Source organism: Sphingomonas dokdonensis, assembly GCF_002197685.1.
In the GTDB taxonomy this organism is placed as follows: Bacteria; Pseudomonadota; Alphaproteobacteria; order Sphingomonadales; family Sphingomonadaceae; genus Sphingomonas; species Sphingomonas dokdonensis.
Genome location: NZ_NBBI01000002.1, coordinates 353,860 through 379,890, shown reverse-complemented (window position 1 = coordinate 379,890; position 26,031 = coordinate 353,860). Strand labels below are relative to the sequence as shown.

The window sequence follows — 26,031 nt, the reverse complement described above, 5'->3', positions numbered from 1 at the left end:
GTCAACGCCCCTGCGCGCGCCATTTCTGGATGGTGCGCTCGATGATCTCGTCCTCGTAGCCGACGTCGCGCCACAGTTGCGAAAAGATCGGGTCGGCCGAGGCCGGGCGCTTCACTTCCTCCAGCCGGTCGAACGACACGCGGATCGGGATCGCCACGCCCTCGCCGCAGATGATGCATTCCTGGTTGCGCAGCGCCGGGATCGAATCAAGGAAACCGCGTGCACCTTCCGGCATGGCGGCGCGCACGAACGCCTGGTCGCGATCGTTGTTGAGCCGCATGGAGATGATCGTGCCGCATTGCGACAGCACGCCTTCGGCAAGGTCGGACGGTCGCTGTGTGATCAGCCCCAGCGACACGCCGTATTTGCGCCCTTCCTTCGCGATCCGGCTCAGGATGCGCCCCACCGACGATCCGTCATCGTCGCGCGGAATGTAGCGATGCGCCTCCTCGCACACGAGCAGGATGGGTCGCTGCGGTTCGTTGCGTGACCAGATCGCAAAATCGAACACCATGCGGCTCAGCACCGCCACCACCACCGACGTGATCTCGTTCGGCACGCCCGACACGTCGATGATCGAGATCGGCCGCCCGTCGCCCGGCAGGCGGAATACGCGCCGGATGAACTCGGCCATCGTATCCGCCACCAACATGCCCGAGAACATGAAGCCGTAGCGCGGATCGGCCTTGATCTCCTCGATCTTGCTCTTCAGCCTGAGGTACGGCGCGGTGTTCGACGCCTTGTCCATCTTCCCCATTTCCAGCTGGAGAAGGTTGGTCAGGTCGCTCAGCAGATACGGCACCGGCGCATCGACCGTCAGCTTGGGGATCTCGCTCCCCACCCGGCTCTTGGCGCGTGCGGCAAGCAGGCACTTGGCCAAAATGTCGGCGTCCACCTGCCGCTCCGCGCCCTGCGTCGTCAGGAACACCTCGCAATGTTCCTCGAAATTCATCAGCCAATACGGCATCTGCAGATTGGACACGTCGTAGATCGCGCCGTTGTTGCGGAACGCCGCGGCATATTCACCGTGCGGATCGACCATCACGATGTGCCCCTGCGGCGCCATTTCGCAGATCCGGTGCAGGATCAGCGCCGCGGACGTCGACTTGCCCGTGCCGGTCGAGCCGAGCAGCGCGAAATGCTTGCCCAGCATGGCATCGACATACAGCGCCGCGCGAATGTCGCTGGTCGGATAGACATTGCCGATCTCGACATGCGCGCGCCCTTCGGCGGCATAGACCTCGCGCAGGTCGCCGCTGGAAATCGGATACACTTCCGCGCCCGGCGTCGGATAGCGCGTCACACCGCGACGGAATTGATAAAGCTTGCCCGTCAGCTTCTCCTCGTCGCCCTCGCCCAGAAAGTCGATCGAGGCGGCGATCCGCCCGGTGGTCAGGTCTTCCAGCCGCAACGCGCGAATGTTGGCGATCAGCCATGACGTGCCGACACGCACCTTGATCTGGCCGCCCACCTGGCCGCCCGACGCGATCACCGGATCGGCGTGGACGGAAATCGCCGCCAGCGCCGCCGGATCAAGCAGCACCTCGCTGCACGAGCCGGCAATCTCCGTCACGACCCCGATCGGTTCAAGATCGGCAACCCGGCGGCGGTCGCCCGCAACCGCAGCGATCGCGTGCTCGAACGCCTGCTGCGTCGGCATTTCACTCATCGGGGCTTCCTGCGCGCTTTCCCATCACGCTTGGTTTAGAACGGAAGCGTAAACATTGCGTGAGCGCCGTTCCGCCGTTCCGACAGGCACTTACACCCGCTGCGCCAGCCGCCCCGCGCCCCAGCCCAGCAATACCGACAGCGCCACCACGGTAAGGCCATAGGGCAGCGCGTTGCGATCCGCCGCCTGCGCGACATAGCGTTCGAAGCCCGCCTTCTGCACGTCGATCTCGCGCACCGCCGCCGCCAGCACCTTGCCGTCGCGGATCAGAAACGTTTCCGCGGTGAACTGCCCCACCGGCACGCGCGCGGGAATACTGACGCGCGCACGGTACAGCACGCCTTGCGTGATCTCCACGGCATTGGGCGCCTCATGGTACAGCCCGGCGCGCTGGCGCAGGTCCACCAGCCCGCGGGCGAAGCGGTCCTGCACCGTCGGCGTTGCGGAGGACGCCGGCGACAATTGCAGGCTGTCGAGCCCCAGTTCGTAGATCGCGCGCGTGCGATCGTCGACGATCTGGTTCACTGGCCGCGACGAGGCGATGGCGTAGAAGCTGGGCGCCGAACGATAATTCAGCGCCTCCGCATTCACCCAGACGCCGGCCAGCTTCTCCTTCTCGCGCACGGTGATCGACTGCACCGGCCCCTTCACCACCACCACCAGGTCGGTGCGCCGCTCATCGTCGGGCAGCCGCCCGCCGGGATAGAGGATCGCGCCGAACAGCAGCAGCTCCGCGCCGGTAAAGGAATAGGCGATGCGGATCTCGCGCTGCGACACGTCGGGCACCAGCACCGGCTTCGCCTGCGCCAGCAGCAGCGGCGACAGGAGCGCGAGCGCCAGCCGCTTCACGACAGCTCCACCGAATAGATTTCGTCGGGCCGCCACCCAAGCCCGATCGCCACCCGACCGGCCAGCAGCAGCACCAGCACCGCGAGCGCCAGCCGCAGATATTCCGGCCGCGCCTTGGCCGCAAAGCGCGCGCCGACCTGCGCGCCGACCACCGATCCGATCAGCAACAGGCCGGCCAGCAAGATATCCACCGCCTTGGTCGTCAGCGCATGCACCATCGTGGCGCTCGCGGTGACGAACAGGATCTGGAACAGCGACGTGCCCACCACCACCTGCGTCGCCATGCCGAGCAGGTAGATCATCACCGGCACCAGCACGAAACCGCCGCCGACGCCCAGCAGCATCGTCATGATGCCGGTCGCAAAGCCGAGCAGGAACGGCGCCAGCGGCGAGATGTACAGGCCCGACCCGTAGAAGCGCATGCGGAACGGCAAGGAGGCGACCAGCGGATGGTGGCGCCGTCGCCGCGCCGGCGCCGGCCGCCGGCCGCGCGTCACCGCGATCGCCTGCAAAGATTCCTTCAGCATCAGCCCGCCGACCGACGCCAGCAGCAGCACGTAGGTGATGGCGATCGTCGTATCGATCTGCCCCGTCGCCTGGAGCAGCCGGAACAGCCAGGCGCCAAACAGCGAGCCGACGATGCCGCCCGCGACCAGCACGCCGCCCATCTTCACGTCCACGCCGCCGCGCCGGAAATAGGCCATCACCCCGGACACGCTCGCGCCGGTCACCTGGCTCGATGCGGAGGCCGCCGCCACCGTCGGCGGGATGCCGTACACGATCAGCAGCGGCGTGGTGATGAACCCGCCGCCGACCCCGAACATGCCCGACAGGAGGCCGACCCCACCGCCGAGCGCGATGATCACGAGCGCGTTGACCGAAAGGTTCGCGATCGGAAGGTACAGGTCCATGCGCCCGTCGATATGCCCTTCGACCGCCGTGCGAAAGCGCCTCTGATCAGAAATCGGTGCCGATCGACAGCGCCGGGCCGGATGTCGGCGTCGCATTCCCCGCCAGCCGCGCGCGCCATTCCAGCGACAGCCGCACCGCCGCGCCGCTGCCCAGCGGCACCACCGCACTCGCGCTCGGCCCCGCATCCAGCCGCGCCGCGCCGCGCTGCGCCGCGCCCCATGCGCCCAGCCCCAGTTCGATCCGCGCCGCGCCCGCGCGTGCGACCACCCGCGACGCCCGCACCGCGCCGTCGGCATAGCCCTCCGTCCCATCGCGCGCGATCACGCCGGCTTGCCCATAGCCATCCAGCGTCAGCCCGGCTGCCAGCGGGACGGGGCCGAGCCCCGCCACCACGCCCAGCGCCGGGCCGCCGCGCGCATTGTCGATGCCGATCCGCTGCTCGGCGACGAGGTGCACCGGCAGCCGCGTCGGCTGCCAATCGAGTCCGATCGCCGCCTCGCGCTGCCGGCTGCGCAGCGCCGTGGAGAACCGCCCCGCCAGCGCCAGCCGCGCCTCGGGCAGCAGCAAATAGGTCAGCCGCGCGCCGGCCTGGCTACCGCCCAGTTGCGGCACAAAGGGCGCCGCCTGCCCGCCCCGCACGATCAGCCAGCCGCTGCCGCGCAGCCGCGCCGTGACCGGCCCATGGCTCAGCGGCGCACCCGGCGCCGCGATGGGCGCAGCCACAGCCAGCGGCACACCCTCTCCCGCCGTCGCCTGTCCGCTCGGCGCAAGCGGAGGCGGCACATCCACCATCGTCGGCACCAGCATCGCACCCGCCGCCATCACCCCGGCCGGCTGGCGCGCCGCACGGCGAGACGCATGAGGCAATGGCTGGCGCGCCAGCGCCTCGCCGGCAGGCAACGCGGGATCGTGCGGCGCTTCACCCTGGGGCGCCGCGCGTGCCGAGGCGTCGCGCTCCAGCACGGCGACCGGCGCCAGCGCTTCCGCCAGCGCGAGCGTGCCGTCGGCCGGCCATAGCTGAACGATGCGCATCCCGATCCACAGCGCGATCAAGCTGCCGAGGAAGCGGAACGGCCGCCCGCTCCCGCTTACCGCCACGCTCACGCGCCGGTCGCCTCGCCGGGAAAGACATGCGTCGTCTTGTCCCAGCGCGGCGCCGCGCCGCCCAGCATGCGCGCGTAGCGCCCCGTTGCGCGGATCGCGGCAAACATCGCGATCATGTTGCCGACCACTGCGCGCGGGACGGACCAGATCGCCTCGCGCCAGCCGTAGGCGCGGCCGGTGGAGGTCGCCCGCCACGCGAGGCGCCAGGCCAGCAGCACCGCATTGATCGACAGCGCCGTCGCCAGCCCCTGCCCGATCGCCGGCATCGCCACGCCCGTCACCACATGCAGCACCGCCGACAGCCCCCAGCCGACCGCCGCCAGATAGGCCGCCGCCAGCACGACCACGGCCAGCGGCGCGCGCCGGTCGCGCATCCGCATCCAGTGATCGGCAAGGTGCGTCGCGCGCGCCCACCCGATCCGGTCCCAGCCGGCCAGCGCGATGCCGGTCATCCACCGGCTCTTCTGGCGCACCGCCGCCATGACGGTGGACGGAAAGAAGGCGCGCACCGCCACCAGATCGCCGCCCGCATCCTCGATCCGCGCGAAACAGGCCGAATAGCCCAGCGCGCCGGCGCGCAGCCCCAATTCGTAATCCTCGGTCAGGCTCGTCTCGTCGAACGGCGCGCCATACGTCCGCGCCAGCGCGTCCAGCACCTCGACCGCAATGGCGCACCCCACGCCCGACAACGGCAGCCCGGCCCCCACCGCAGCGCGCAGCACCATCTGGCGACCATGCGAATCGGCAAACTCGTCGGCATAATGGCCCGACACCAGCCGTGCCTCGCGATCGATCAGCGGCAGCACCGGGATCTGCACCAGCGGGTGGCGATCGATCAGCGCGGCAAAGACGCGAAGCTCGGACCCATGCACTACATCTTCCGCATCGTGCAGCACCACGCCGCGCGTCCGCACGCCCGTTTCCGCGTCGTCGCGCGCCAGCGCCCGCCACATGGTGTTCAGATTGTCGGCCTTGGTGGTCGGTCCCGGCCGCTCGCCGATCACCAGCCGCACCCGCGCGTCCCGCTCCGCCACGCCCGCGACCGCATCGATCGTCGCACGATCGTTGAGATAGCAGCCGACATAGATGCGATAGGGCGCGTCGCCATAGCGCGCGAGCGCGGTGCGCAGCATCGCCCCGATCACCAGCGCTTCGTCCCAGGCCGGCACGAAGACGGCGAATGCCGGCGTTGCCGTTGGCACCGGCAAGCTGCCGATCGGCCGCCGCGTGCTGCCGTGGCGGAGCCGATGGCCGAGCCATGCAAGATCGACCAAGAGGTCATCCAAGCCGCCGACAAGAAAGCCGACAGCCGCAAACAACATGAACTCGCGCACGATTGCGTCGAGCCACGCTAAAACAAGCGCCCCCATCGCCAAACACTCCCCCCTTGGTCCGGCGGGGCAATTCTTTCCTTATCGCGAAGGCCGAAACAATCTTTTATTAACCATTCGGCCGATGCGGGATCATTTTGGTGAAATCGGGCGAACCAAATCGATCGGGGCGCGTTCGCCCGTCTAGTCCCACCCCCCTTTCGGGACTGGTGCCGGAACCCAAGCCAGGCACCGGCCGCGTCGGACCACCATCCGGCGCGGCCGCTCCGGGGTTGCCGTCATCGCAGCGCCTGCCGCCGACAGGCAAACGGGCCGGGCGATCGTCTCGCCCGGCCCGCTGCTGCACGATGGCTGCTTACCAGTAGAAGTTGCGGATCACGTCCAGCACGATGCCGCGGCGGTAATCCACCAGGATCACGTCGTTGTAATGCCGCACCCAGCGGGCGTTGGCGCGTGCCGGCGGCAGGCGATAACGCCACGGATCGTTGATCCAATACCGCTGGCCGTAATAGTTAGGCGCGATCCGCACGCCCGGTCGGAAGGTGTTGTAGCGGAACGGCGCACGCCAGTTGCCGCGCGAATACAGCGCCCGGTTGCTCGAGCGATACGTGCGCCAGTCGTTGCGGCCCCAGCGGCGATCGCGGTCGCCCCAGTCGCGCCGATCGCGCCGCACGTCGCGGCGGGCATCGCGCAGGTCCTCGCGATATTCGCGCCGCGCATCGCGCAGGTCGCGTCGCTCGCCCTCAACCCGGCGCCAATCGCCGCGGCGCTGCGCCTCGCGCACATCGCGGCGCTCCTCGCGGATATCCTGCCGGTCGCGGCGAAGCTCGCCATAAGATTGCGCAGCGGCAACGCCCGGGATCACCGTGGCGGCCATCAGCGCGGAAAGGATCAACTTACGCATGGTCGTAAAACCTCCATCCTCCAAACGCTGCACCGAACACCGGGTGCCGCGCCGTGATGAAGATATGCCGCGATTCGCCTGAACCGGTCGGGAATGGATCAGTCAGCCGTCAGACAGGATCATGACGCGGTCGTCACGTCCGTCCGCGCGGGTCGGATCAGGGGCGCCCGCTGCCGCCCGGCCCGCCGGCACCCGCCGCGCCGACCGTGCCGATGTTGCCGAACAGGTCGGCAAAGAAGCCGCGCTCGCGGCCCAGCGTCGGCGTGGTGCGCTTGGCGGGGCTGATCGAGGCCACCTGCTCGGCGCCCGAACGGCGGATCGCGGCAACGTTGCCGGCCTGGTCGAAACTGATCTGCACCGTCACCTGCTCGCGCACCTTGGGGGTGTTGAACGCATAGTTCCGGCTATCGCGCGAGATGTAATACCAGTCACCCTGGTTGAACTGGCTGGCAAAGCTCGGCTGGCCCAGCGTCGCCAGCACCGACTGGCGGTTATCCACCCCTGGCTGCACCGCGTTCAGCAGATCCGCGTCCACCACATAGCCCTGGTGCGAGCGCAGCGGCGCGCAGGCCGATGCGGCAACCGCCAGGGTCGCGGCGATCAGGAGGGGAAAACGCATGGCTACTCCGCTAACGGCGTGGGGGCAAAAGGGACTGAGCCGTGCGGCGCGCCGTTGCGCCGCCGGCCAATCCCCTCAATATGCGGGGCAGACACGCGACACAAGCACGACAGGCAAACACGATCTTGGGACTATTCGACCGTTTCCGCCGCCGCGACCGCGAGGCCGCGGCTGCCCTCTATGCCGCCGTGGTGGCAAAGGCGCGCGAGCCGCATTGGTATCTTGAAGGCCAGGTGCCCGACACGCTCGACGGGCGCTTCGACATGGTGGCCGCCGTGCTCGCCATGGTGATGCTGCGGATCGAGGCCGAGCCGGCGGGCGACATGGACGCCGCCGCGCTCGCCACGGACCTCACCGAGCGCTTCGTCGACGACATGGACGCACAGGTCCGCCAGATCGGCTTCGGCGACATCGTGGTCGGCAAGCACGTCGGCCGCATGATGGGCATGCTCGGCGGGCGGCTCGGCGCCTATCGCGCGGCGATGGAAACCGGCGACCTCAGCGAACCGTTGATCCGCAACATCTGGCGCGGCGAGGCGCCGGCGCCGGCCGCGTCGACCCATGTCAGCGACGCGTTGCAGCGCTTCCACGCCGCGCTCCGCTCCGTGCCGCTCTCGGCCTTGCGCGAAGGACAGCTTGCATGACCCCCGAATTCTCCCGCCCCCTGCGCATCGACGCCATCGGCGAAGGCGACCGGCATGAGGTGATCGAGGCGAACGATGCGGAGCGCAAGGCGCTGGCCGGCCGCTTCGGCCTCATCGCTATCGAGCATCTGACCGGCGACTTCACCGTGCGCCGCGAGGCAGCTGGTATCCTCGTCACCGGCCGCGTCACCGCCGCCGCGACGCAAGCGTGCTCGATAACCGGCGATCCCCTGCCCGCGCGAATCAATGAGGAGGCGCGCTTGCGCTTCGTCGACGACCTTGGCGGCGGCGAGGAAGTCGAACTCGACGATGCCGACATCGACGTCCTCCCGCTCGAAGGCGCCGCGATCGACCTGGGCGAAGTCGCGGCCGAAACCTTGGTGTTGGCGCTCGACCCCTTCCCCCGCGGCCCCAATGCCGAGGCCGCACTGAAAGAAGCTGGCGTGCTCAGTGAAGGCGAAGCCGGCCCCTTTGGCGCCCTCGCCGGCCTGAAGGACAAGCTCGCGAAGAAGTAAGTCGCGGCCCCAAGCACCCCGTCATCCCGGACTTGATCCGGGATCCAAGGCGCCGCGAGCGCTGGGCTCGGTCCCGTAACGCTCACCGGGCCACAAACACACCATCACGGCAGCGCCGGGCGCCCAGCGCCCGGCCGCCCGCTCACCGCCCGCCGCGCACCTTGCTCAGCGTCGTGCCCGCGGTGATCTGCTCCACATCGGTCTTGAGGTGCAGCAGCCGCACGCCCTTTTCGCCCGCCGCGCGCGCCAGCGCCGGGGCGAAGTCCGCTGTCGCCTCCACCGTTTCGGCCCACGCGCCATAAGCGCGCGCCAGCGCCGCAAAGTCCGGGTTCACGAGGCTGGTCGCCGATTGGCGATGCGGGAACTCGCGCTCCTGGTGCATCCGGATCGTGCCATAGGCGCCGTTATCGACCACGATCACCAGCATGTCGCAGCCATGCTGCACCGCCGTCGCCAGCTCCTGCCCGTTCATCAGGAAATCGCCGTCGCCCGCCAGCGCCACCACCGTCCGTTCGGGCCGGCGCAGCGTCGCGGCCACCGCCGCCGGCACGCCATAGCCCATCGCGCCCGCCGTGGGCGCCAGCTGCGTGCCCGGCCCGGCATAGCGCCAATAGCGGTGCCACCAGCCCGAGAAATTGCCCGCGCCGTTGCAGATTATCGTATCCGCCGGCAGCGTCTCGCGCATCGTCGCCACGCAGGGCCCGAGGTCCAGCGCCACGCCGTCGCGCGCCTTGGGCGTCGACCAGGCGCAATAATCGTCATGCGCCTCCAGGTCGTGCGCCCGGCGCGGCCCGTCGACCAGCGCCAGCGCCTCGCCGAACTCGCTCATCGAGGCGCAGATCGCCAGATCGGTGCGATAGGTCATGTTCAGCTCGGCCGGGTCCGGATGCACATGCACCAGCCGCTGCCCCGGATGCTCGGGCGTGATCAGCGTATAGCCATCGGTCGTCGCCTCGCCGAGCCGCGCGCCCAGCACCAGCAGCAGGTCCGCCGCCTTCACCCGTTCGACCAGCAGCGGGTTGGGGCCATAGCCGAGGTTGCCGGCATAGGCCGGGCAGTCGTTGGGCACCGCATCCTGCCGGCGGAACGCCGCGACCAGCGGCACGCCCGCGCGATCGGCCCAGGCGGCGACATCCTGCCCCGCCGCCGCGTCCCAGCCGGCCCCGCCGATGATCGCCACCGGCCGCTCCGCCGTCGCCAACAGGTCGGCCAGCTGCTCCATCGCATCGGGATCGGGCGCCTGCCCCACCCGCTCGACGCGCGGGCGATCGATCGCCACCACCTCGTCGAGCAGCATGTCCTCCGGCAGCGCCAGCACCACCGGCCCCGGCCGCCCGTTCATCGCCGTAGCGTAAGCGCGCGCGACATATTCCGGAATGCGCCGCGCATCGTCGATCCGCGCCGCCCATTTGGCGATGGGGCCAAACATCGCGGCGAAATCGACCTCCTGAAACGCCTCGCGGTCGCGCGTGCCGCGATCCACGTCGCCGATGAACAGGATCATCGGTTGTGAATCCTGCATCGCGACATGCACGCCGATCGAGGCATTGGTCGCCCCCGGCCCGCGCGTGACGAACGCCACCCCCGGCCGATGCGTCAGCGCGCCATCGGCGCACGCCATGAACCCGACGCCGCCTTCCTGCCGGCACGTCACCACATCGATCGCCGGCACGTCGACCAGCGCATCGAGCACGGCGAGAAAGCTCTCGCCGGGCACGGTGAAGATCCGGTCGCAGCCTTGCGCGACGAGCTGGTCGACCAGAATGCGGCCGCCGGTACGGGTGGGTGTCTCCATGCCGCCATGTGTAGAGCGGCGCCGGCGCAAGGCAACGCGCGATTGCCGCCTGCGTGAAGTCAGCCCCTTGCTAAGCCGATCGCCTTAGTCGATCCTCGCCCGCAAAAGATCACCGGCAAAAGATCAAAGGAGAGGATCATGGCGGATTTCGAGCTGGTCACCGACGGCCTGCGCTTTCCCGAAGGCCCGGTGATGATGCCCGACGGCACCATCGCGCTGGTGGAAATCGAGCCGGGGCGCATCACCCGCGTCCACCCCGATGGCCGTAAGGAGACGATCGCCGAGCCCGGCGGCGGCCCCAACGGCCTCGCGCTCGGCCCCGACGGCATGCTCTATTGCTGCAACAACGGTGGGTTCGACTGGCACGAGAATAACGGCATGCTCGCCCCCGGCGGCATCGCCAGCAACTATTCGGGCGGCCGGATCGAGCGGATCGACCCCACGACGGGTAAGGTCGAGGTGCTCTATAAATCGGGCGACCACGGCTGCGTGCTGCGCGGCCCCAACGATCTGGTGTTCGACAGCCATGGCGGCTTCTGGTTCACCGATCACGGCAAGATGGATCACAAGAAGCGCGTCCACGATGTCGTCGGCATCTTCTATGCCAGGGCGGACGGCAGCTATCTGGAGGAGGTCGTCTTCCCCTCCAACAACCCCAATGGCTGCGGCCTCTCGCCCGACGGCAAATGGCTCTACGCCGCCGAAACCTACACCTGCCGGCTGATGAAGTTCGCCGTCACCGCACCCGGCAAGGTCGATGCGACCGCCGGCGTCGGCGGCCCCGGCATCCCGGTCTATCGCCCGGCGGGGTGGAAGTTCTTCGATTCGCTCGCGGTCGAGGCATCGGGCAACGTCTGCGTCGCGACCATCGGCGAGCCCGGTATCAGCGTCGTCTCCCCAGACGGCGACCTCGTCGAGTTCGTCGCGACGAACGACATCTTCACCACCAACATCTGCTTCGGCGGCGACGACATGCAGGACGCCTATCTCACCCTCTCGGGCACCGGCCGCCTGGTAAAAACCCGCTGGAACCGCCCGGGCCTGAAGCTCAAATGTTAGCGGTGAGTCTTACCACGCGCTTTTGTACATTCATTTATAGCATTTGAGGAAGCTGATCTAATTGGCGGTCCTTTTCCGACACCGTTCACAAGGATCAAAGCTTCATTCAATTTTATCGCGATATGACCCAGCCCGTTAGCATCGGCTATCTCTAAAGCGCTTGCGATCCGCTCTTCAAGCAGGCGAGCTAGCTGGAGATCCATCCATTTTCCATCTAAATTCTTTCTATTACGGTTCAAATATACTTGGTTAATAGCATCAGGGGTTACGGGGGGACCGATTCGATGCAGTTAGAATACAGTCGCGCGGCCGTAAGCGCCAGCCGCTCAGATGAGGCAGAACGCAACCTACGACGCTCTGCGTTGGCTACAGCGAAAATAATGTACGCCTTTCGACGTAAGCGCGACTTGAGGTTTGAAGGTTTGGCCTTGTTCGAAGATCCTGCTTGGGACATGCTTCTGGCGATATACATTGATGAATCGGTCGGACGACTGGTTTCTGTCTCTTCAGCATGTATTGCTTCAAACGTCGCGCCAACTACTGCACTCCGGTGGATAGCTCGACTTGAGCAAACCGGAGCCGTCAAACGCGAAGACGATCCTTATGACAAGCGGCGGTCGTATGTTCGACTTACCGCAGCCGCACGGTCCCAGTTAGATGATCTATTAGGTAACCTTTAAAACTTGCTCCGATGGAGTGAGCGTTCTGAACGCCACACCCATCTGCGGATCAAGATGCTGAGCAACGCCGGTTCTCAGCACCGTGTCGCCCTTCAGGATGGTCACCTCCATTCGGACATGATCTTACTACCTTGCGACGTTCGCAATTTCGCTTTTGCAGGCTATCCACTTTGCGGTGCCGCCAACACGAGCACGGATGGCGGTAATTGGGAGGATAGCGGTCCTTCTGCTGTCGGATGATATTAACGCTTAGCTGCCATTTCTCCTCGTCGGTGTCAGCCGTTCTCTGGCGGGAGCAATCAGCCGTTCGACGAGAGACAGCGACAGATCGGCGCGATAGCCGGTGAACGTCATGCTGTCGTTGCGGTCGCTGTAAAAAACCTCAGCAAGAACCGCGCTTTCGCCATCCTCGACCTCCAGATACATACCGTCATGTTGAATGTCGTTGCCGATTGTGACCGCATAGCTCTGTCCTAAAATCTCGATCATGCTCGCATCGTGGCGTGAAGCGATCGTCCGCAATCGAGCGTCACCCCTGTCAGCTTGGTGGGCGAAGATTAGGCAAAAGCGGAACGGCGGCTTCGGGAGCCCACGGCCGCACTCCCCCTATCCGCCCCGCCCCCGCCAAGCACATTTGCCTTCCGGACGATCCCCGCTAAGGACGCCGCATGCGCGATACCGTTATTTTCGACTTTGGTGGCGTCGTCACCTCCTCTCCGTTCGAAGCCTTTAACCGCATGGAGCGCGAGCGCGGGCTGCCGCACGATCTGGTGCGCAGCATCAATGCGACCAACCCGGACGACAATGCCTGGGCGCTGTTCGAACGCGCGGAGATCGATGCGGCGGGCTTCGACAGCAAGTTCGCCGAGGAGGCGCGCGTGCTCGGGCACGAACTGCGCGGCGAGGACGTGCTGGCGCTGCTGTCGGGCGACATCCGCCCGCGCATGGTGCACGCGCTCGATTGGCTGAAGACCAACGGCTATCGCCTCGGCTGCATCACCAACAACGTGCCCGCAGGCGAAGGCGCCGGCATGTCGCGCTCCGCCGAAAAGGCCGCCAAGGTGTCCGAGGTGATGGCGCGCTTCGACCATGTGATCGAATCGAGCAAGATCGGCATCCGCAAGCCCGATCCGCGCATCTACGAGCTGATGCTGACGACGCTCGGCAAGGAGCCGGCGCAATGCGTCTACCTCGATGACCTCGGCATCAACTGCAAGCCGGCCGCCACGCTCGGCATGCACGCGATCAAGGTGACGAGCGAAGCGCAGGCGCTCGACGATCTCGCCGACGCGCTCGGCGTGGCGCGCGGCAGCTTCTGACGGTCAGGCACGGTCGCCCAGCAGCACGCGGCGCATGTCGCCGCGCGCCGCGATCGTCAGAAACAACAGGTACGGCAGCAAGAACCCCGCGCCGCCCAGCAGCGCCACCGGCGCGAGCAGCAGGCCGTGCGCGGCAAAGCGCGCGCGCCACGCCGTCCAGGTCGCGGACAGGATAAGGAAGCACAGGAAGTCGAGGTTGAATTGCCCCGGCCACGTCAGCCGAGCCATGTCGCCGAAGAAGATCGGCAGCAATCCCATGCCATGCCCCGCGATCACCAGCGCCGTATAGCCCACCAGCACGATCCACATGGCGATCAGCAGCACGCGAAAACCCGTCACGGCCTTCCTCCCCTCAGCGTTGCCGCACAGATTATCCGCGCCGCTGGGCAACGCAACGCACGGCCGCGCTTGAACCGGGCGGCGCGCGTTCGTATCGCTGGTAACGACCTGGGCGATGCCGAACGGAGCCGCGATGAAGAAGCTTTACCCCGATGCCGCAGCGGCGCTTGATGGCCTGTTGCACGATGGCATGACGATCTGCGCCGGCGGCTTCGGCCTGTGCGGCATTCCTGAGCGGCTGATCGACGCGATTCAGGCCGCGGGCGTGAAGGATCTGACGATCGCCAGCAACAATGCCGGCGTCGACGGCGAAGGGCTCGGCAAGCTGCTGCGCACGCGCCAGGTGAAGAAGATGATCTCCTCCTACGTGGGCGAGAACAAGGAGTTCGAGCGCCAGTATCTCGCCGGCGAGCTCGAGGTGGAATTCTGCCCGCAGGGCACGCTGGCGGAGCGTTGCCGCGCCGGCGGCGCCGGCATTCCCGGCTTCTACACCAAGACGGGCGTCGGCACGCTGGTGGCCGAGGGCAAGGAGGTAAAGGTGTTCGACGGCGAGGAATATATCCTCGAACGCGGCATCCGCGCCGACATCAGCGTCATCAAGGGCTGGAAGGCGGACGAGAGCGGCAACCTCATCTTCCGCAAGACCGCGCGCAACTTCAACCAGCCGATGGCGACCGCGGGCCGCATCTGCATCGCCGAAGTGGAGGAAGTGGTGCCCGTCGGCAGCCTCGATCCCGATCACATCCACCTGCCCGGCATCTATGTGAAGCGCATGATCGTCGGCGCACCCTACGACAAGAAGATCGAGTTCCGCATGACCCGCCCGCGCCCCGAGGGCGCCGCCGCATGAGGATCGCGCCCGCGCTCCTCGCCGCCGCCACCTTGCTCGCCGGCTGCGCCACCACGCCGATGGCGCGCACCGCCGGGCCTGCGAACGTACCGCCCGGCATGCAATATCTCTACGGCTCGGGCGAGGCCGCCGCGCTGAGCGAGCAGGCGTATAACGCGCTCGTCGACAGCGTCCGCGCGCAGCTTGCCAAGGGCAGGCCCGCGACCGCCGCCATCCTGCTGCCCGCCGCCAACGGCACGTCCGCACCCGGCACCTGCGGCGACAAGCCCTATGCCGCGGTGTTCGACATGGACGAAACCGCCGTCCTGAACCTCGGCTACGAATATAACGACGCGCAGACCGGCGCGACCTACGACACCGCCCGCTGGTCGCGCTGGGAAGCGAGCGGCGCCGAAAAGGTCGCCGCCGTGCCGGGCGCGCGCCGCGCCTTTGTCGCCCTGCGCGCGATGGGCGTGACGCCGATCATCAACACCAACCGCAACGCCGCCGGCGCCGTGCCGACCGCCCGCGCCCTCGCCTTTGCCGGCCTCGGCGACTTCAAGCACCAGGAAACCCTGTTCCTGAAGGGCGACGCCGACGGCAAGTCCGCCAAGGACGGCCGCCGCGCCGCGATCGCCGCGCGCTGGTGCGTGCTGGCATTGGGCGGCGACCAGCTCGGCGACTTCACCGACGCCCTCGGGACCACCCCGGCCGCGCGCCGGCGCTCGGTATCCTCCTCGGCCTATGCCGATTGGTGGGGCCGCCGCTGGTTCGTGCTCCCCAACCCCGTCTACGGCACCGGCCTCGGCAGCGGCTGGGACGATACGTTCCCGGCCAGCACGCGCTGGACCGATCCGGGCGACGCGGCGTCGGTCGCGCAGCCGAAATGATGACGCGCCCCGCCCCGCGCAATCCGGGCAGCCGCTGGCTGTTCGTCGGCGGCATGCTGAGCCTGGCGGCGGCGGCGCTTCACCTCGCGAGCATCGTCGGCGGCGGCGACTGGTATCGCTTTTTCGGCGCGGGTGAGGCGATCGCGCGCGCTGCCGAGCGCGGCAGCGCGGTGCCCGGGCTGCTTGCCGCCGGCATCGCCGCGCTGCTCGCACTCTGGGCAGCCTTTGCCTTTTCGGGCGCAGGGTACGGGCGCCGCCTGCCGCTGCTGCGGACCGCGCTGGTGCTGATCTCCGCCATCTATCTCGCGCGCGGTCGTCGGCGTCGTGCCCGGCGGGTTGCGGCGCCCCGATCTCTCCGCGGCGTTCCTGTTCTGGTCGTCGCTCATCGTCCTCCTCTACGGCCTCGTCCATGCGATCGGCACCTGGCGTGCCTGGCCCGCGCTTTCGAAAAAGGAACCTGCCTGATGCCCTGGGACCGCAACCAGATGGCCGCCCGCGCCGCCAAGGAGCTGCGCGACGGCTATTACGTGAACCTCGGCATCGGCATCCCGACGCTGGTCGCCAACAACATTCCCGACGGCATGACGGTGACGCTGCAAAGCGAGAACGGCATGCTCGGCATCGGCCCCTTCCCCTATGAGGGCGAGGAGGATCCCGACCTCATCAACGCCGGCAAGCAGACGATCAGCGAGCTGCCGCAATCGGCCTATTTCGGCTCGGACCAGAGCTTCGCGATGATCCGCGGCGGGCATATCGACCTGACCGTGCTCGGCGCGATGGAAGTGGCCGAGAATGGCGACATCGCCAATTGGATGATCCCGGGCAAGATGATCAAGGGCATGGGCGGCGCGATGGATCTCGTCGCCGGCGTGAAGAAGATCATCGTCGTCATGGAGCATGTCGCGAAGGACGGCAGCCCCAAGTTCATCCCCGCCTGCACCCTGCCGCTGACGGGCAAGAACGTGGTCGACATGATCGTCACCGACCTCGCCGTCTTCCAGCGCCCCGACCACCAGAGCCCCTTCCACCTCACCGAACTCGCCCCCGGTGTGACGCCAGACGAGATCGCGGCCAAAACCACCGCCGGGTATGAGGTGGCGCTGAGCTAACCCCACCCGTCATCCCGGCCCCCGAGCCGGGATCCAACCCACCGCGCAAGCTGCCAACCGCAGAAAGCCACCACCACCGTCATGCCGGCCCCCGTGCCGGCATCTACCGCACCGCGAGCGCAACAGACGTGGAACGTGCGGAACGGTGGATGCCGGGACCAGCCCGGCATGACCGGTAAGCACCAGGGTGCCAGGGGTCGGCCAACCCAACTCGCGCGCCAGAGCAGAGCCCACCGCGCACGCCGCTGACCGCAAAGCCATCCCACTTTCCCAAGATCGTCATCCCGGCCCCCGAGCCGGGATCCAACCCACCACGCAAGCTGCCGCCAGTGGAAAGCCGGCCCTATCCCGCAACCGTCATGCCGGCCAACGTACCGGCATCCACCCCGCCGCGAGTCCCACGACGATCGCTCTCGAGAACGCCTGACACGCGCCCGCACCCACCCCCACCGACGCAATCTTTGTACCCGCAACCCGCATCCACTCTTCCATTTGTTGCGCCACCTCGTCTAAGGCGCCCCCGTTATGGCCAGTCGTCCGCTCACCCTGTACGAGAAGGTCTGGGCCGCTCACGTCGTCGAACGGCGCGATGACGGCACCTGCCTGATCTATATCGATCGCCACCTCGTGCATGAGGTTACCAGCCCGCAGGCGTTCGAGGGGCTTCGTGCCGCCGGTCGCCAAGTGCGCCGGCCGGACCTGACGCTCGCCGTCCCCGATCACAACCTGCCGACCACCCCGCGCGTCGATGCCGACGGCCGCGAACTGCCGATCGCCGACCCCGAAAGCGCAACGCAGCTCACCGCGCTGCGCCAGAATGTCGCGGCGTTCGGCGTGCCCTATATCGATGCGCTCGCCGCCGAGCAGGGCATCGTCCATGTCGTCGGCCCCGAACAGGGCTTCACCCTCCCGGGCACCACCGTCGTCTGCGGCGACAGCCACACCTCGGCGCACGGCGCGCTCGGGGCATTGGCGTTCGGCATCGGCACCAGCGAGGTCGAGCACGTCCTCGCCACGCAAACGCTGCTGCTCAGCCCGTCCAAGACGATGGAGGTCCGCGTCGAGGGCACGCTCGGCTTCGGCGTCAGCCCAAAGGACGTGATCCTCGCGATCATCGGCCGCATCGGCGCGGCCGGCGGCACCGGCTATGTCATCGAATATACCGGCAACGTCATCCGCGAGATGTCGCTCGAAGGCCGGCTCACCGTCGCCAACATGTCGATCGAGGCGGGCGCACGCGCCGGCATGATCGCGCCCGACGACACCACCTTCGCCTATATCAAGGGTCGCCCGATGGCGCCCAAGGGCGCCGACTGGGACAAGGCGGTCGCGTGGTGGCGCAGCCTCGCCACCGATCCCGGTGCCAGCTACGATCGCACCGTCGTGATCGACGCCGCCGAGATCGCGCCCGCGCTCACCTGGGGCACCAGCCCCGAGGATGTCGTCTCGATCACCGGCACCGTCCCCGCGCCCGACAGCTTCGCCGACGCCTCGAAGCGCGAGGCGGCGCAAAAGTCGCTCGACTATATGGGGCTGACCCCCGGCACCCGGCTGCAGGACGTGCCCGTCCAGCATGTCTTCATCGGTTCGTGCACCAACAGCCGGATCGAGGATCTGCGCGCCGCCGCCGCCGTGGCGGAGGGCCGCCGCGTCGCCGATGGCGTGCGCGCCATGGTCGTCCCCGGCTCGGGACTGGTGAAGCGGCAGGCGGAGGCCGAGGGGCTCGATCGCATCTTCACCACCGCCGGCTTCGAATGGCGCGAGCCGGGCTGTTCGATGTGCCTCGCGATGAACCCGGACAAGGTGCCGCCCGGCGAACGCTGCGCCTCCACCTCCAACCGCAATTTCGTTGGTCGGCAGGGGCCGGGCGCGCGCACCCACCTCGTCTCCCCCGCCATGGCCGCGGCGGCGGCGGTGACGGGGCACCTGGCGGATGTCCGTGAGTTGATGGGCTGAGGCGCACATCCCTTCTGCGCTCCTTCAAAGCCTGGGGCGCAGCTGGGGAAATGGTGGTGATGGGCGGTGCGGCCCGTTATATGCGCGGCGCCGGCCGGGCGAAGACCTTGCCGGACAGGGAAGAGTAACAAGGGGAAACGCGTCATGAAGAAGGTATTCGTCCTACTGATCGCAGGCTCGCTCCTCAGCGGCGCCGCCGCTTACGCCGCGATCGCCAAGCCTGCCTTCCGCTCGACGTCGCAAAGCCGCGCGGGATGATCGGGCGCGCCTCGGCCAGGATCGCGCTGGCCGCCGGGCTGGTGCTGTCGCTGTCGGGGCAAGCCAAGCCGCCTCCCGCGACCGCGCCGGTCGAGCTCAGGCGCATCGATTGCGGGCAGCTCGTCGATCAGGATCTGGCGCCCTATTCGGATACGTTCGCGCTGAACGGGCGCCGCGCGACCTTCACCGTCCCCTGCTATCTGATCCGCCACGGCAAGACGTGGATGTTGTGGGATGCCGGCCTGCCGCTGCGCTACCGCGGGGCCGATCCCGCCACGAACGACGGCGCCACGCTGGCGCGGCCGGTGGAAGCATCGCTCGCGCAGCTCGGCCTGAAGCCGCAGGACATCACGCTCGTCGGCGTCAGCCATTATCATTGGGATCATAGCGGGCAATTGCCCAGCTTTCCCACGTCCCGCCTGCTGATCGGCGCGCGCGACTGGGCAGCGATCCAGGCGGGCGACAAGCGCCCCGGGCTGGATCGCGCCTTCTTCGCGCCCTGGACCCAGACCGGCAGCACCCAGGCCGGCGGCACCGTCGATCCCGTCAGCGGCGATCGCGACATCTTCGGCGACGGCAGCGTCGTGATGCTCGACCTGCCCGGCCACTCTCCCGGCCACCATGGCCTGCTCGTGCGACTAAAGGATCGCGGCCCGATCCTGCTGACCGGCGATCTGGCGCACACCCGCGACAATTATGACGACGATGGCGTGCCGGTCTTCAACACCGATCGCGCCGAAACGCTCGCATCGTTCGATCGCTTCAAGCGGATCGCCCGCAATCTCGGCGCCACCGTGGTGATCGAGCACGTGCCCGCCGATATCGACAAACTCCCCCCTTTTCCGGAGCCCGCCCGCTGATGGAACCCGTGAAGCAAGTGTCCGGCCGCGCCTATCCCTGGGGCGCGAAGAACATCGACACCGATGTGATTATTCCCGCGCATTGGTTGAAGACGATCACCCGCGCCGGCCTCGGCCGCGGCGCGTTCGAAACGGTGCGCGCGCAGCCCGGCAACATCTTCGACGATCCCGCTTACGTCGGCAGTCCGATCCTGATCGCGGGCGATAATTTCGGCTGCGGCTCCAGCCGCGAACATGCCGCCTGGGCGCTAGGCGACATGGGCATCAAGGCGGTGATCGCGCCCTCCTTCTCCGACATCTTTTCAGGCAACGCGTTTAAGAACGGGATCGTACCCGTTGTTCTGCCGCAGGAGGCGGTCGACCGACTGATCGAGGTTGCGAAGACCGATCCGATCACCATCGATCTCGAGACGATGACGGTCACCACGCCCTTCCAGGATCGCTTCACCTTTGCGCTCGATGCATTCCGCCGCCAATGTCTGATGGAGGGGCTGGACGAGGTCGGCCTGACACTGGCAAGGGATACCGCGATTTCGAAATTCGAGGCGATGCTCGATCAGCATCGCCCGTGGATCGCGGGAGAGAGCAATGCGAGGACTGTTGTCGAGGGCGCCGGGCGGACCTGAAACGCTGGAGATCGGGGAGCTTCCCGATCCGGTCGCCAAGGCAGGGGAAGTGATCGTCGCCGTCAAGGCTTGCGCGATCAACTATCCCGACGTGCTGATCATCCAGGATAAATATCAGTTCAAGCCGCCCCGGCCTTTCGCGCCGGGCGGCGAGATGTCGGGCGTGGTCGAAAGCGTCGGCGAGGGCGTGACCGAGTGGAAGCCGGGCGACCGAGTCATGGGCAACACCGGCAACGGCGCCTTGGTCGAGAAGATCGCGGTGCGCGCCAACAACATCTACGCCATTCCCGACGAACGCTCGTTCGAGGAAGGCGCCGCGATGCTGCTGACCTACGGCACGACGATCCACGCGCTGGTCGATCGCGGCGGGATCAAGGCGGGTGACAGCCTGCTGGTGCTCGGCGCCGCCGGCGGCGTCGGCCTTGCCGCCGTCGAACTCGGCAAGGCGTTCGGCGCGCGTGTCGTCGGCGCGGTGTCGAGCGAGGAAAAGGCGCAGGCGGTGCGCGACGCCGGCGCCGACGACGTCATCATCTACGGCCGCGCGCCTTTCTCCAAGGATGAGAGCAAGGCACTGGCCGATGCCTTCAAGGAAAAGGCCGGCAAGAACGGCTTCGACCTCGTCTATGACGCGGTTGGCGGCGATTATGCCGAGCCGGCGCTCCGCTCGATCGCCTGGGAGGGCCGCTATCTGGTGATCGGCTTCCCCGCCGGCATCCCCAAGATCGCGCTGAACCTCACCCTGCTGAAAAGCTGCGACATCCGCGGCGTCTTCTGGGGCGCCTATGCCGCGCGCGAACCGGAAAAGAACCGCGCCAGCATCAAGCAGCTGTTCGACCTGTGGGGCGAGGGCAAGATCGCGCCGCGCGTGACCGAGGTATTCCCCTTCGACCGCGGCGGCGAGGCGATCGCCAAGATGGAAAGCCGCGCCGCGATCGGCAAACTGGTCGTCCGCGTCGCCGACTGATCACGCGGGTGCCGGGCGCGGTCCGGCACCCGTTTTCGCTTCTGGCCGGCCATGTGTCGGTTGCGGCCAATCATCTCCGCAAACAGGCCGATTGTCGCCGGTAACAGGCCGCGACACTCTTCAGACCGGCCACCGAAACCGGCCCCTCTCGCCTCCGAGAGGGGCCGATCCGGTCACCGCCCCAGCAGCATCCGCGCCTGGCTCGCCACCTGCGCCAGCATCGCCGCCGACGGCATCGTCGCCTGCCGCGCCCGGCTGATCACCGCCGCGAAACGCGCCACCGCCGCCTCGTTCTCCGCCATCCAGGCATCGATCGAGGCACTGGAATCACGCGGTTTTTCGCGCGCCAGGAAGTCGAGCCGCATCTGCTCGAAGTCCCGCACCAGGCCCGCGACCAGCAGCCGCTCCCACGGGTCCGACGGCTCCAACCGCGCCGCCGCCGCCTGCGCCCAGTCCAGCCCCAACGCCTCGCCAAGCCGCGTATAAGCCCGCGTCAGCTCGGTCTCGTCGGTCTTCGACTTCGCGCTGAGATCGACCAGCCCGACCGCGCCGTCCATCTCGTGCAGCCGCACCACGCGCACCGCCAGCGACTCGGGCGCCCCGGCCGCAGCAAGCGATTCCGCCATGCGCGCACTGGCCGCGCGGGCTTCCTGCAACAACAGCTCGCTCGCCTGCCCCTGCAAGGCCGCCACCCCGTTGCCGAGCCGCGCCAGCACCGCGCTCGGCAGCGTGCCGGGCGTCACCACGCGCAGCAGATCCGCCACCTGGCCGCGCACCGCACGCGCCACGCCGTCGAACAGGGCAAGCCGCCCGCCCTCCGACATGGCCGCCGTCTCGATGTCGCGCCACAGATTGCCAAGGTCGAACAACTGCTCGACCACGACGAACATGGCGGCGACATCGCCTACTGCGGCGCCTTCTTCCTCGGCCAGCTCGAACGGGTTGAGCAGGCCGATCCGGTTGACGATCCGGTTCGCCAGCTTGGTCGCTACGATCTCGCCGCGCAGCTGGTGCTGATCGATTGCGGTGCCGAACTCCTCCTGCATCTGCGTCGGGAACGCCGCGCGCAGATCGGGCTGGAGCAGCGGATCGGCGCCCAACCCTGCCGCTTCGATCGCATCCTGCAAGGCGAGCTTGGCGGTGGACAGCAGCACGGCGAGTTCCGGCCGCGTCAGCCCCTGTCCCTCGGCGGTGCGCCGCAGCAGGTCCTCGTTGGTGGCAAGCCCTTCCACCTGGCGATCCAGCCGCCCGGCTGCCTCGAAGATCTCGATCGCGCGCACAAAGCTCGGCACCGCGCGCACCCCGCCGCGTTCGGCGATCGACAAGGCCAGCGTTTGCAGCCGGTTGTCCTCCAGCACCAGGTGCGCAACCTCGTCGGTCATCGCGCCGAGCAGCGCATTGCGATGGTCGAACGTCAGCCGCCCTTCGGCCATCTCGCGGTTGAGCGCGATCTTGATGTTCACTTCATTGTCGGAGCAATCGACGCCGGCAGAATTGTCGATGAAGTCGGTGTTGATCCGGCCGCCCCTGGCCGAAAACGCGATGCGCGCGGCCTGAGTGACGCCAAGGTTGGCGCCCTCGCCGATCGCGGTTGCGCGCAGATCCTCGGCGTTGACGCGCAAGCGGTCGTTTGCGGGATCGCCCACCGCCGCATTGTTTTCCGACGCCGCCTTCACATAGGTGCCGATGCCGCCGAACCAGATAAGGTCGACCGGCGCCTTCAGGATGGCGGAGATAAGCGCGGAGGGTTCCAGTTCGTCGGCTACGATGCCGAGCGCTGCCTTGATCTCCGGCGTCAAGCGGATCGACTTGGCACTGCGCGCGAACACGCCGCCGCCAGCCGAAATCAGCCCCTTATCGTAATCTTCCCAGCTTGATCGCGGCAGGCTGAACAGCCGCGCCCGCTCGGTCCAGCTCTTCGATGGATCGGGGTTAGGGTCGAGGAAGATGTGCCGGTGGTCGAATGCCGCGACGATCTTCAGCGTCTGCGACAGCAGCATGCCGTTGCCGAACACGTCGCCCGACATATCGCCGCAACCAACGACGCGGATCACGTCGTTCTGCACATCCACCCCGCGCTCGGCGAAGTGGCGTTGCACCGAGACCCACGCGCCCTTGGCGGTGATGCCCATCGCCTTGTGGTCATAGCCGTGGCTGCCGCCGCTGGCGAAGGCATCGCCCAGCCAGAAGCCGCGCTCCAGCGCGATCGCGTTGGCGACGTCGCTGAAGGTCGCGGTACCCTTGTCGGCCGCCACCACGAAATAGGGATCCTCGCCGTCGTGGATGCGCACCGCCTCGGGATGCACCACCTTGCCCGCAACGATATTGTCGGTGATCGACAAAAGCGTGCGGATGAAGATGCGATAGCTCTCGGTGCCTTCGGCCAGCCAGGCGTCCCGGTCGACCGCAGGGCTGGGCAACTGCTTGGGGTAGAAACCGCCCTTCGCGCCGGTCGGCACGATCACCGCATTCTTCACGCGCTGCGCCTTCATCAGGCCCAGGATCTCCGTGCGGAAATCGTCGCGCCGGTCGGACCAGCGCAGCCCGCCGCGCGCGACCGGCCCGGCGCGCAGGTGGATGCCCTCGACGCGCGGGGAATAGACCCATACTTCGCGCCACGGCAGCGGCGCGGGGAGACCGGGGATGCGGCTGCTGTCGAGCTTGAACGCCAGCGCTTCGGCCGCGGCCGGCGCAAATGCATTGGTACGCAGCGTCGCCGCGATTACCGCCTTGAACGCGCGCAGGATGCGATCGTCATCGATCGCGGTCACGGCATCCAGCCCTGCTGCGATCTCGGCATCGATCGCATCGACATCGCCCGTCGCATGCGGATCATGCGCCAGCGTGAAGCGGTCGATCAGCGCCTTGGCCAGCATCGGGGCCCGGCCCAGCGTGTCGGCCACCGTGTTCAGGCCATAAGCCATGCCCGCCTGCCGCAGATAGCGGAACCACGCGCGATACAGCAGCACCGCCGATGGCGTCAGTCCCGCCACCAGCATCAGGCGATTGAACGAATCGTTCTCCGCCGCGCCGCGCAGCACCGCCCCGATCGCGCCCTCCAGAACGGTGCGATCGATGTTCGCCACATCGCCCTGCGGCTCGACCATGAAGTCGTGGATGAAGCTGTCGCTGTCCTCGCGCAGGCGGGTCGGCAATTCGCCGATCACGCGATAGCCGAAGTTTTCCAGCACCGGCACCGCTTCGGAGAGCGCCAGCGCGCCATGCGACTTGTAGATCTTCAGCCGGTGGTCGGCCCCGGGCGCGGGCTGGTAGATGTGCACCGCGCGGTCGCCCGGATCGGCGAGTTCGGAAACGCGCAACACATCCTCGGCTGCTTCCTCGGCGGTGGAAATGTTGCGGTAGTTCAGCGGGAACGCGCCCGCCCAGCGGATCGCCAGCCGCGCGGCGCGCGCCGGCGCGATCCGATCGGCGAGCGCGGATTCGACCTCGCGCTCCCAGCCGCGCACCATCTTTTCCAGCCGCTCGTCGAGCGGCTCCACCTCGGGCATCACGCCCGCCTGGCGCAGATCGATGGTGTAGCGGATCAGCGCGACGCGGCCGTCTTCCAGTGCGATCGACCAGTTGAGGATGCTGCCGTTCGCCGCCTCCGCCAGCATGTCGCCGATCGCCACGCGGCGCGTGGTCGATACGTCGTCACGCGGCAGCCAGACAAAGGCGAACAGGTGCCGGCCGAGTGCCGAGCGGACCAGCGCCAGTTTCGGCCGCGGCCGATCGGCCAGGCTCATCGCGGTGAGCGCCAGATCCTCCACCGCATCCGCTGCCACCGCCGTCACCAGATCGTGCGGCAGCGTCGCCATGGCATGCGTCAGCGCCTTGCCGGTGTGGCCGGCAGGGTCGAAGTTCAGCTTGGTCTCGAGATCCGCGAGCCGCTGGCGCAGCACCGGCACGCTGCGCGGCGGTGCCTTCAGCGCGGCCGAGGTCCACAGGCCGGCGTGAATCGACAGGCCTGCGATCGTCGCCCCGCGACGGATCGGCACCACCACGAGGTCCAGCGGCACGCGGCGATGCACGGGCGAGATCAGGCTGGATTTCAGCAGCAGCGGCGCGGCCTTGCCGCTCGCGAAATAATCGAGTGCCAGCCGCCGCGACTTGTCCGCCAGCAGCGGCGGCTCCTGCGTGTTGCGCACGATGCCCAGCGGCTCGCCGTCGATCGTGCCGTCCGCCATCCAGCGCTCATGGCCGAGCAGGGTGAAATGCCGGTCGAGGAACCAGCGCATCAGCGCCGCGCCCTCGTGATCGTCACCGGTATCCTCGATCGCGCCGGCGTCGGCGGCCAGCGTCGCCTGCATGCGCCGCCAATCGGCCACGGCCACACGCACATTGGCAAGATCGCTGGTGAGATCGTCGATCAGCTCGCGCCGGTCGCGCGCATCGGCGCGCTCCGTCTCGATATAGATCATCGATTCGGGCGATCCAGCCTCGCCCACGCCTTCCAGCGCACCCTCGGAGTCGCGCCGCACCGGCACGACGGGGTGGATGATGCGGTCGATGGCGATGCCGTGGGCGGCGATCGCTCCGGCAATCGAATCGACCAGAAACGGCATGTCGTCGTTGACGATCGCCAGGCGCATGCGCCGCTGCGGCCCGTCGCCCGGCAGGGGCTCCAGCGCGATCGCTACCGTGCCGGGTGCACGCGTCTGCGCGGTCGCCGCGAGGAATGCGGCGGCTTCCACCTGCTCCTCCGGTCCGAAAAGCTGCATTTCGCCCGGCAGAGCCCCTTGAGTCAGCCGGTCAGCGAGCGCTTGCGTCAGCGCCTTCATCGAGGTTTTCGACATGGGC

23 protein-coding genes are annotated in these 26,031 nt (G+C 67.9%); 11 read left to right on the top strand and 12 right to left on the bottom strand.

Annotated elements, in window-relative coordinates; all coding sequences use genetic code 11:
- Window position 1: 1 nt before the first annotated feature.
- The 7 genes from SPDO_RS06665 to SPDO_RS06635 form a co-directional block, all read right to left on the bottom strand.
- Window positions 2–1,669 carry an ATP-binding protein gene (locus SPDO_RS06665; protein WP_425441931.1) on the bottom strand — a complete coding sequence of 556 codons (1,668 nt, stop codon included), beginning with the start codon at window positions 1,667–1,669 and terminating at the stop codon, window positions 2–4.
- 90 nt (window positions 1,670–1,759) lie between these two features.
- Entirely contained in the window at window positions 1,760–2,518 is a 759-nt protein-coding gene (locus SPDO_RS06660; RefSeq protein WP_088366685.1) for a TIGR02186 family protein, read from the bottom strand.
- Window positions 2,515–3,429, bottom strand: a complete 915-nt coding sequence (locus SPDO_RS06655; protein WP_088366684.1) for a sulfite exporter TauE/SafE family protein — start codon at window positions 3,427–3,429, stop codon at window positions 2,515–2,517. The genes SPDO_RS06660 and SPDO_RS06655 overlap by 4 nt, the downstream gene beginning before the upstream one ends.
- A gap of 46 nt (window positions 3,430–3,475) precedes the next feature.
- Window positions 3,476–4,534, bottom strand: a complete 1,059-nt coding sequence (locus tag SPDO_RS17155; RefSeq protein WP_245829258.1) for a hypothetical protein — start codon at window positions 4,532–4,534, stop codon at window positions 3,476–3,478.
- Window positions 4,531–5,904: a glycosyl transferase family protein gene (locus tag SPDO_RS06645; RefSeq protein WP_088366683.1), complete on the bottom strand. Its 1,374-nt coding sequence runs from the start codon at window positions 5,902–5,904 to the stop codon at window positions 4,531–4,533. The genes SPDO_RS17155 and SPDO_RS06645 overlap by 4 nt, the downstream gene beginning before the upstream one ends.
- A gap of 316 nt (window positions 5,905–6,220) precedes the next feature.
- Entirely contained in the window at window positions 6,221–6,769 is a 549-nt protein-coding gene (locus SPDO_RS06640; RefSeq protein ID WP_088366682.1) for an RcnB family protein, read from the bottom strand.
- Window positions 6,770–6,926: 157 nt separating this feature from the next.
- Window positions 6,927–7,388 (bottom strand): outer membrane protein assembly factor BamE, encoded by a 462-nt coding sequence (locus tag SPDO_RS06635; protein WP_088366681.1) that lies wholly within the window; start codon window positions 7,386–7,388, stop codon window positions 6,927–6,929.
- Between the two features lie 125 nt (window positions 7,389–7,513).
- Between SPDO_RS06635 and SPDO_RS06630 the strand changes: the two genes are divergently transcribed.
- Together SPDO_RS06630 and SPDO_RS06625 are read left to right on the top strand one after the other, a co-directional pair.
- On the top strand, window positions 7,514–8,032 hold the full coding sequence (locus SPDO_RS06630) for a ubiquinol-cytochrome C chaperone family protein (RefSeq protein ID WP_245829255.1): 519 nt from the start codon (window positions 7,514–7,516) through the stop codon (window positions 8,030–8,032).
- Window positions 8,029–8,547: a YceD family protein gene (locus SPDO_RS06625; protein ID WP_088366679.1), complete on the top strand. Its 519-nt coding sequence runs from the start codon at window positions 8,029–8,031 to the stop codon at window positions 8,545–8,547. The genes SPDO_RS06630 and SPDO_RS06625 overlap by 4 nt, the downstream gene beginning before the upstream one ends.
- Window positions 8,548–8,689: 142 nt before the next feature.
- On the opposite strand, the gene SPDO_RS06620 is transcribed toward SPDO_RS06625, so the two are convergent.
- Window positions 8,690–10,342 (bottom strand): thiamine pyrophosphate-binding protein, encoded by a 1,653-nt coding sequence (locus SPDO_RS06620; RefSeq protein ID WP_088366678.1) that lies wholly within the window; start codon window positions 10,340–10,342, stop codon window positions 8,690–8,692.
- Between the two features lie 138 nt (window positions 10,343–10,480).
- On the opposite strand from SPDO_RS06620, the gene SPDO_RS06615 reads away from it, so the two are divergent.
- Complete coding sequence (locus SPDO_RS06615) at window positions 10,481–11,401, top strand: SMP-30/gluconolactonase/LRE family protein (RefSeq protein WP_088366677.1); 921 nt, start codon at window positions 10,481–10,483, stop codon at window positions 11,399–11,401.
- A 665-nt stretch (window positions 11,402–12,066) separates the two neighbouring features.
- Here SPDO_RS06615 and SPDO_RS17240 read toward each other — a convergent pair.
- Window positions 12,067–12,192 carry a hypothetical protein gene (locus SPDO_RS17240; protein WP_281252559.1) on the bottom strand — a complete coding sequence of 42 codons (126 nt, stop codon included), beginning with the start codon at window positions 12,190–12,192 and terminating at the stop codon, window positions 12,067–12,069.
- A 138-nt stretch (window positions 12,193–12,330) separates the two neighbouring features.
- The gene (locus SPDO_RS06610; protein ID WP_088366676.1) at window positions 12,331–12,570 is read right to left on the bottom strand and encodes a hypothetical protein; all 240 of its coding nucleotides are present in this window, start codon (window positions 12,568–12,570) and stop codon (window positions 12,331–12,333) included.
- 179 nt (window positions 12,571–12,749) lie between these two features.
- Here SPDO_RS06610 and SPDO_RS06605 point away from each other — a divergent pair, with 179 nt between their 5' ends.
- Window positions 12,750–13,400: an HAD-IA family hydrolase gene (locus SPDO_RS06605; protein ID WP_088366675.1), complete on the top strand. Its 651-nt coding sequence runs from the start codon at window positions 12,750–12,752 to the stop codon at window positions 13,398–13,400.
- A gap of 3 nt (window positions 13,401–13,403) precedes the next feature.
- Here the strand turns inward: SPDO_RS06605 and SPDO_RS06600 are convergent, their stop codons facing one another.
- Window positions 13,404–13,739 carry a hypothetical protein gene (locus SPDO_RS06600; RefSeq protein ID WP_088367019.1) on the bottom strand — a complete coding sequence of 112 codons (336 nt, stop codon included), beginning with the start codon at window positions 13,737–13,739 and terminating at the stop codon, window positions 13,404–13,406.
- A 133-nt stretch (window positions 13,740–13,872) separates the two neighbouring features.
- Here SPDO_RS06600 and SPDO_RS06595 point away from each other — a divergent pair, with 133 nt between their 5' ends.
- The 7 genes from SPDO_RS06595 (at window position 13,873) to SPDO_RS06565 (ending at window position 21,231) form a co-directional block, all read left to right on the top strand.
- A complete protein-coding gene (locus tag SPDO_RS06595) occupies window positions 13,873–14,589 on the top strand; it encodes a CoA transferase subunit A (protein WP_088367018.1) in 717 nt (238 codons plus the stop codon).
- Window positions 14,586–15,458 (top strand): HAD family acid phosphatase, encoded by an 873-nt coding sequence (locus SPDO_RS06590; RefSeq protein WP_088366674.1) that lies wholly within the window; start codon window positions 14,586–14,588, stop codon window positions 15,456–15,458. The genes SPDO_RS06595 and SPDO_RS06590 overlap by 4 nt, the downstream gene beginning before the upstream one ends.
- A gap of 464 nt (window positions 15,459–15,922) precedes the next feature.
- Entirely contained in the window at window positions 15,923–16,567 is a 645-nt protein-coding gene (locus SPDO_RS06585; protein WP_088367017.1) for a CoA transferase subunit B, read from the top strand.
- A gap of 525 nt (window positions 16,568–17,092) precedes the next feature.
- Entirely contained in the window at window positions 17,093–18,523 is a 1,431-nt protein-coding gene (leuC, locus tag SPDO_RS06580; RefSeq protein ID WP_088366673.1) for a 3-isopropylmalate dehydratase large subunit, read from the top strand.
- Between the two features lie 254 nt (window positions 18,524–18,777).
- On the top strand, window positions 18,778–19,641 hold the full coding sequence (locus tag SPDO_RS06575; RefSeq protein WP_088366672.1) for an N-acyl homoserine lactonase family protein: 864 nt from the start codon (window positions 18,778–18,780) through the stop codon (window positions 19,639–19,641).
- Window positions 19,641–20,267: a 3-isopropylmalate dehydratase small subunit gene (gene leuD / locus SPDO_RS06570; RefSeq protein WP_088366671.1), complete on the top strand. Its 627-nt coding sequence runs from the start codon at window positions 19,641–19,643 to the stop codon at window positions 20,265–20,267. The genes SPDO_RS06575 and leuD overlap by 1 nt, the downstream gene beginning before the upstream one ends.
- Complete coding sequence (locus SPDO_RS06565; RefSeq protein ID WP_088366670.1) at window positions 20,230–21,231, top strand: NADPH:quinone oxidoreductase family protein; 1,002 nt, start codon at window positions 20,230–20,232, stop codon at window positions 21,229–21,231. The genes leuD and SPDO_RS06565 overlap by 38 nt, the downstream gene beginning before the upstream one ends.
- Before the next feature lie 173 nt (window positions 21,232–21,404).
- On the opposite strand, the gene SPDO_RS06560 is transcribed toward SPDO_RS06565, so the two are convergent.
- Window positions 21,405–26,027, bottom strand: a complete 4,623-nt coding sequence (locus SPDO_RS06560; RefSeq protein WP_088366669.1) for an NAD-glutamate dehydrogenase — start codon at window positions 26,025–26,027, stop codon at window positions 21,405–21,407.
- Window positions 26,028–26,031: the final 4 nt, after the last annotated feature.

What these genes read in the sequence shown, in the direction of transcription:
- SPDO_RS06620 (WP_088366678.1), bottom strand. Translation starts at nt 10,342, where the DNA reads ATGGAGACACCCACCCGTACCGGCGGCCGCATTCTGGTCGACCAGCTC.
- SPDO_RS06605 (WP_088366675.1), top strand. Translation starts at nt 12,750, where the DNA reads ATGCGCGATACCGTTATTTTCGACTTTGGTGGCGTCGTCACCTCCTCT.
- SPDO_RS06585 (WP_088367017.1), top strand. Translation starts at nt 15,923, where the DNA reads ATGCCCTGGGACCGCAACCAGATGGCCGCCCGCGCCGCCAAGGAGCTG.
- SPDO_RS06655 (WP_088366684.1), bottom strand. Translation starts at nt 3,429, where the DNA reads ATGGACCTGTACCTTCCGATCGCGAACCTTTCGGTCAACGCGCTCGTG.
- SPDO_RS17240 (WP_281252559.1), bottom strand. Translation starts at nt 12,192, where the DNA reads ATGGAGGTGACCATCCTGAAGGGCGACACGGTGCTGAGAACCGGCGTT.
- SPDO_RS06610 (WP_088366676.1), bottom strand. Translation starts at nt 12,570, where the DNA reads ATGATCGAGATTTTAGGACAGAGCTATGCGGTCACAATCGGCAACGAC.
- SPDO_RS06615 (WP_088366677.1), top strand. Translation starts at nt 10,481, where the DNA reads ATGGCGGATTTCGAGCTGGTCACCGACGGCCTGCGCTTTCCCGAAGGC.
- SPDO_RS06565 (WP_088366670.1), top strand. Translation starts at nt 20,230, where the DNA reads ATGCGAGGACTGTTGTCGAGGGCGCCGGGCGGACCTGAAACGCTGGAG.
- SPDO_RS06575 (WP_088366672.1), top strand. Translation starts at nt 18,778, where the DNA reads ATGATCGGGCGCGCCTCGGCCAGGATCGCGCTGGCCGCCGGGCTGGTG.
- leuD (WP_088366671.1), top strand. Translation starts at nt 19,641, where the DNA reads ATGGAACCCGTGAAGCAAGTGTCCGGCCGCGCCTATCCCTGGGGCGCG.
- SPDO_RS06595 (WP_088367018.1), top strand. Translation starts at nt 13,873, where the DNA reads ATGAAGAAGCTTTACCCCGATGCCGCAGCGGCGCTTGATGGCCTGTTG.
- SPDO_RS06640 (WP_088366682.1), bottom strand. Translation starts at nt 6,769, where the DNA reads ATGCGTAAGTTGATCCTTTCCGCGCTGATGGCCGCCACGGTGATCCCG.
- SPDO_RS06665 (WP_425441931.1), bottom strand. Translation starts at nt 1,669, where the DNA reads ATGAGTGAAATGCCGACGCAGCAGGCGTTCGAGCACGCGATCGCTGCG.
- SPDO_RS06590 (WP_088366674.1), top strand. Translation starts at nt 14,586, where the DNA reads ATGAGGATCGCGCCCGCGCTCCTCGCCGCCGCCACCTTGCTCGCCGGC.
- SPDO_RS06635 (WP_088366681.1), bottom strand. Translation starts at nt 7,388, where the DNA reads ATGCGTTTTCCCCTCCTGATCGCCGCGACCCTGGCGGTTGCCGCATCG.
- SPDO_RS06645 (WP_088366683.1), bottom strand. Translation starts at nt 5,904, where the DNA reads ATGGGGGCGCTTGTTTTAGCGTGGCTCGACGCAATCGTGCGCGAGTTC.
- leuC (WP_088366673.1), top strand. Translation starts at nt 17,093, where the DNA reads ATGGCCAGTCGTCCGCTCACCCTGTACGAGAAGGTCTGGGCCGCTCAC.
- SPDO_RS06560 (WP_088366669.1), bottom strand. Translation starts at nt 26,027, where the DNA reads ATGTCGAAAACCTCGATGAAGGCGCTGACGCAAGCGCTCGCTGACCGG.
- SPDO_RS06625 (WP_088366679.1), top strand. Translation starts at nt 8,029, where the DNA reads ATGACCCCCGAATTCTCCCGCCCCCTGCGCATCGACGCCATCGGCGAA.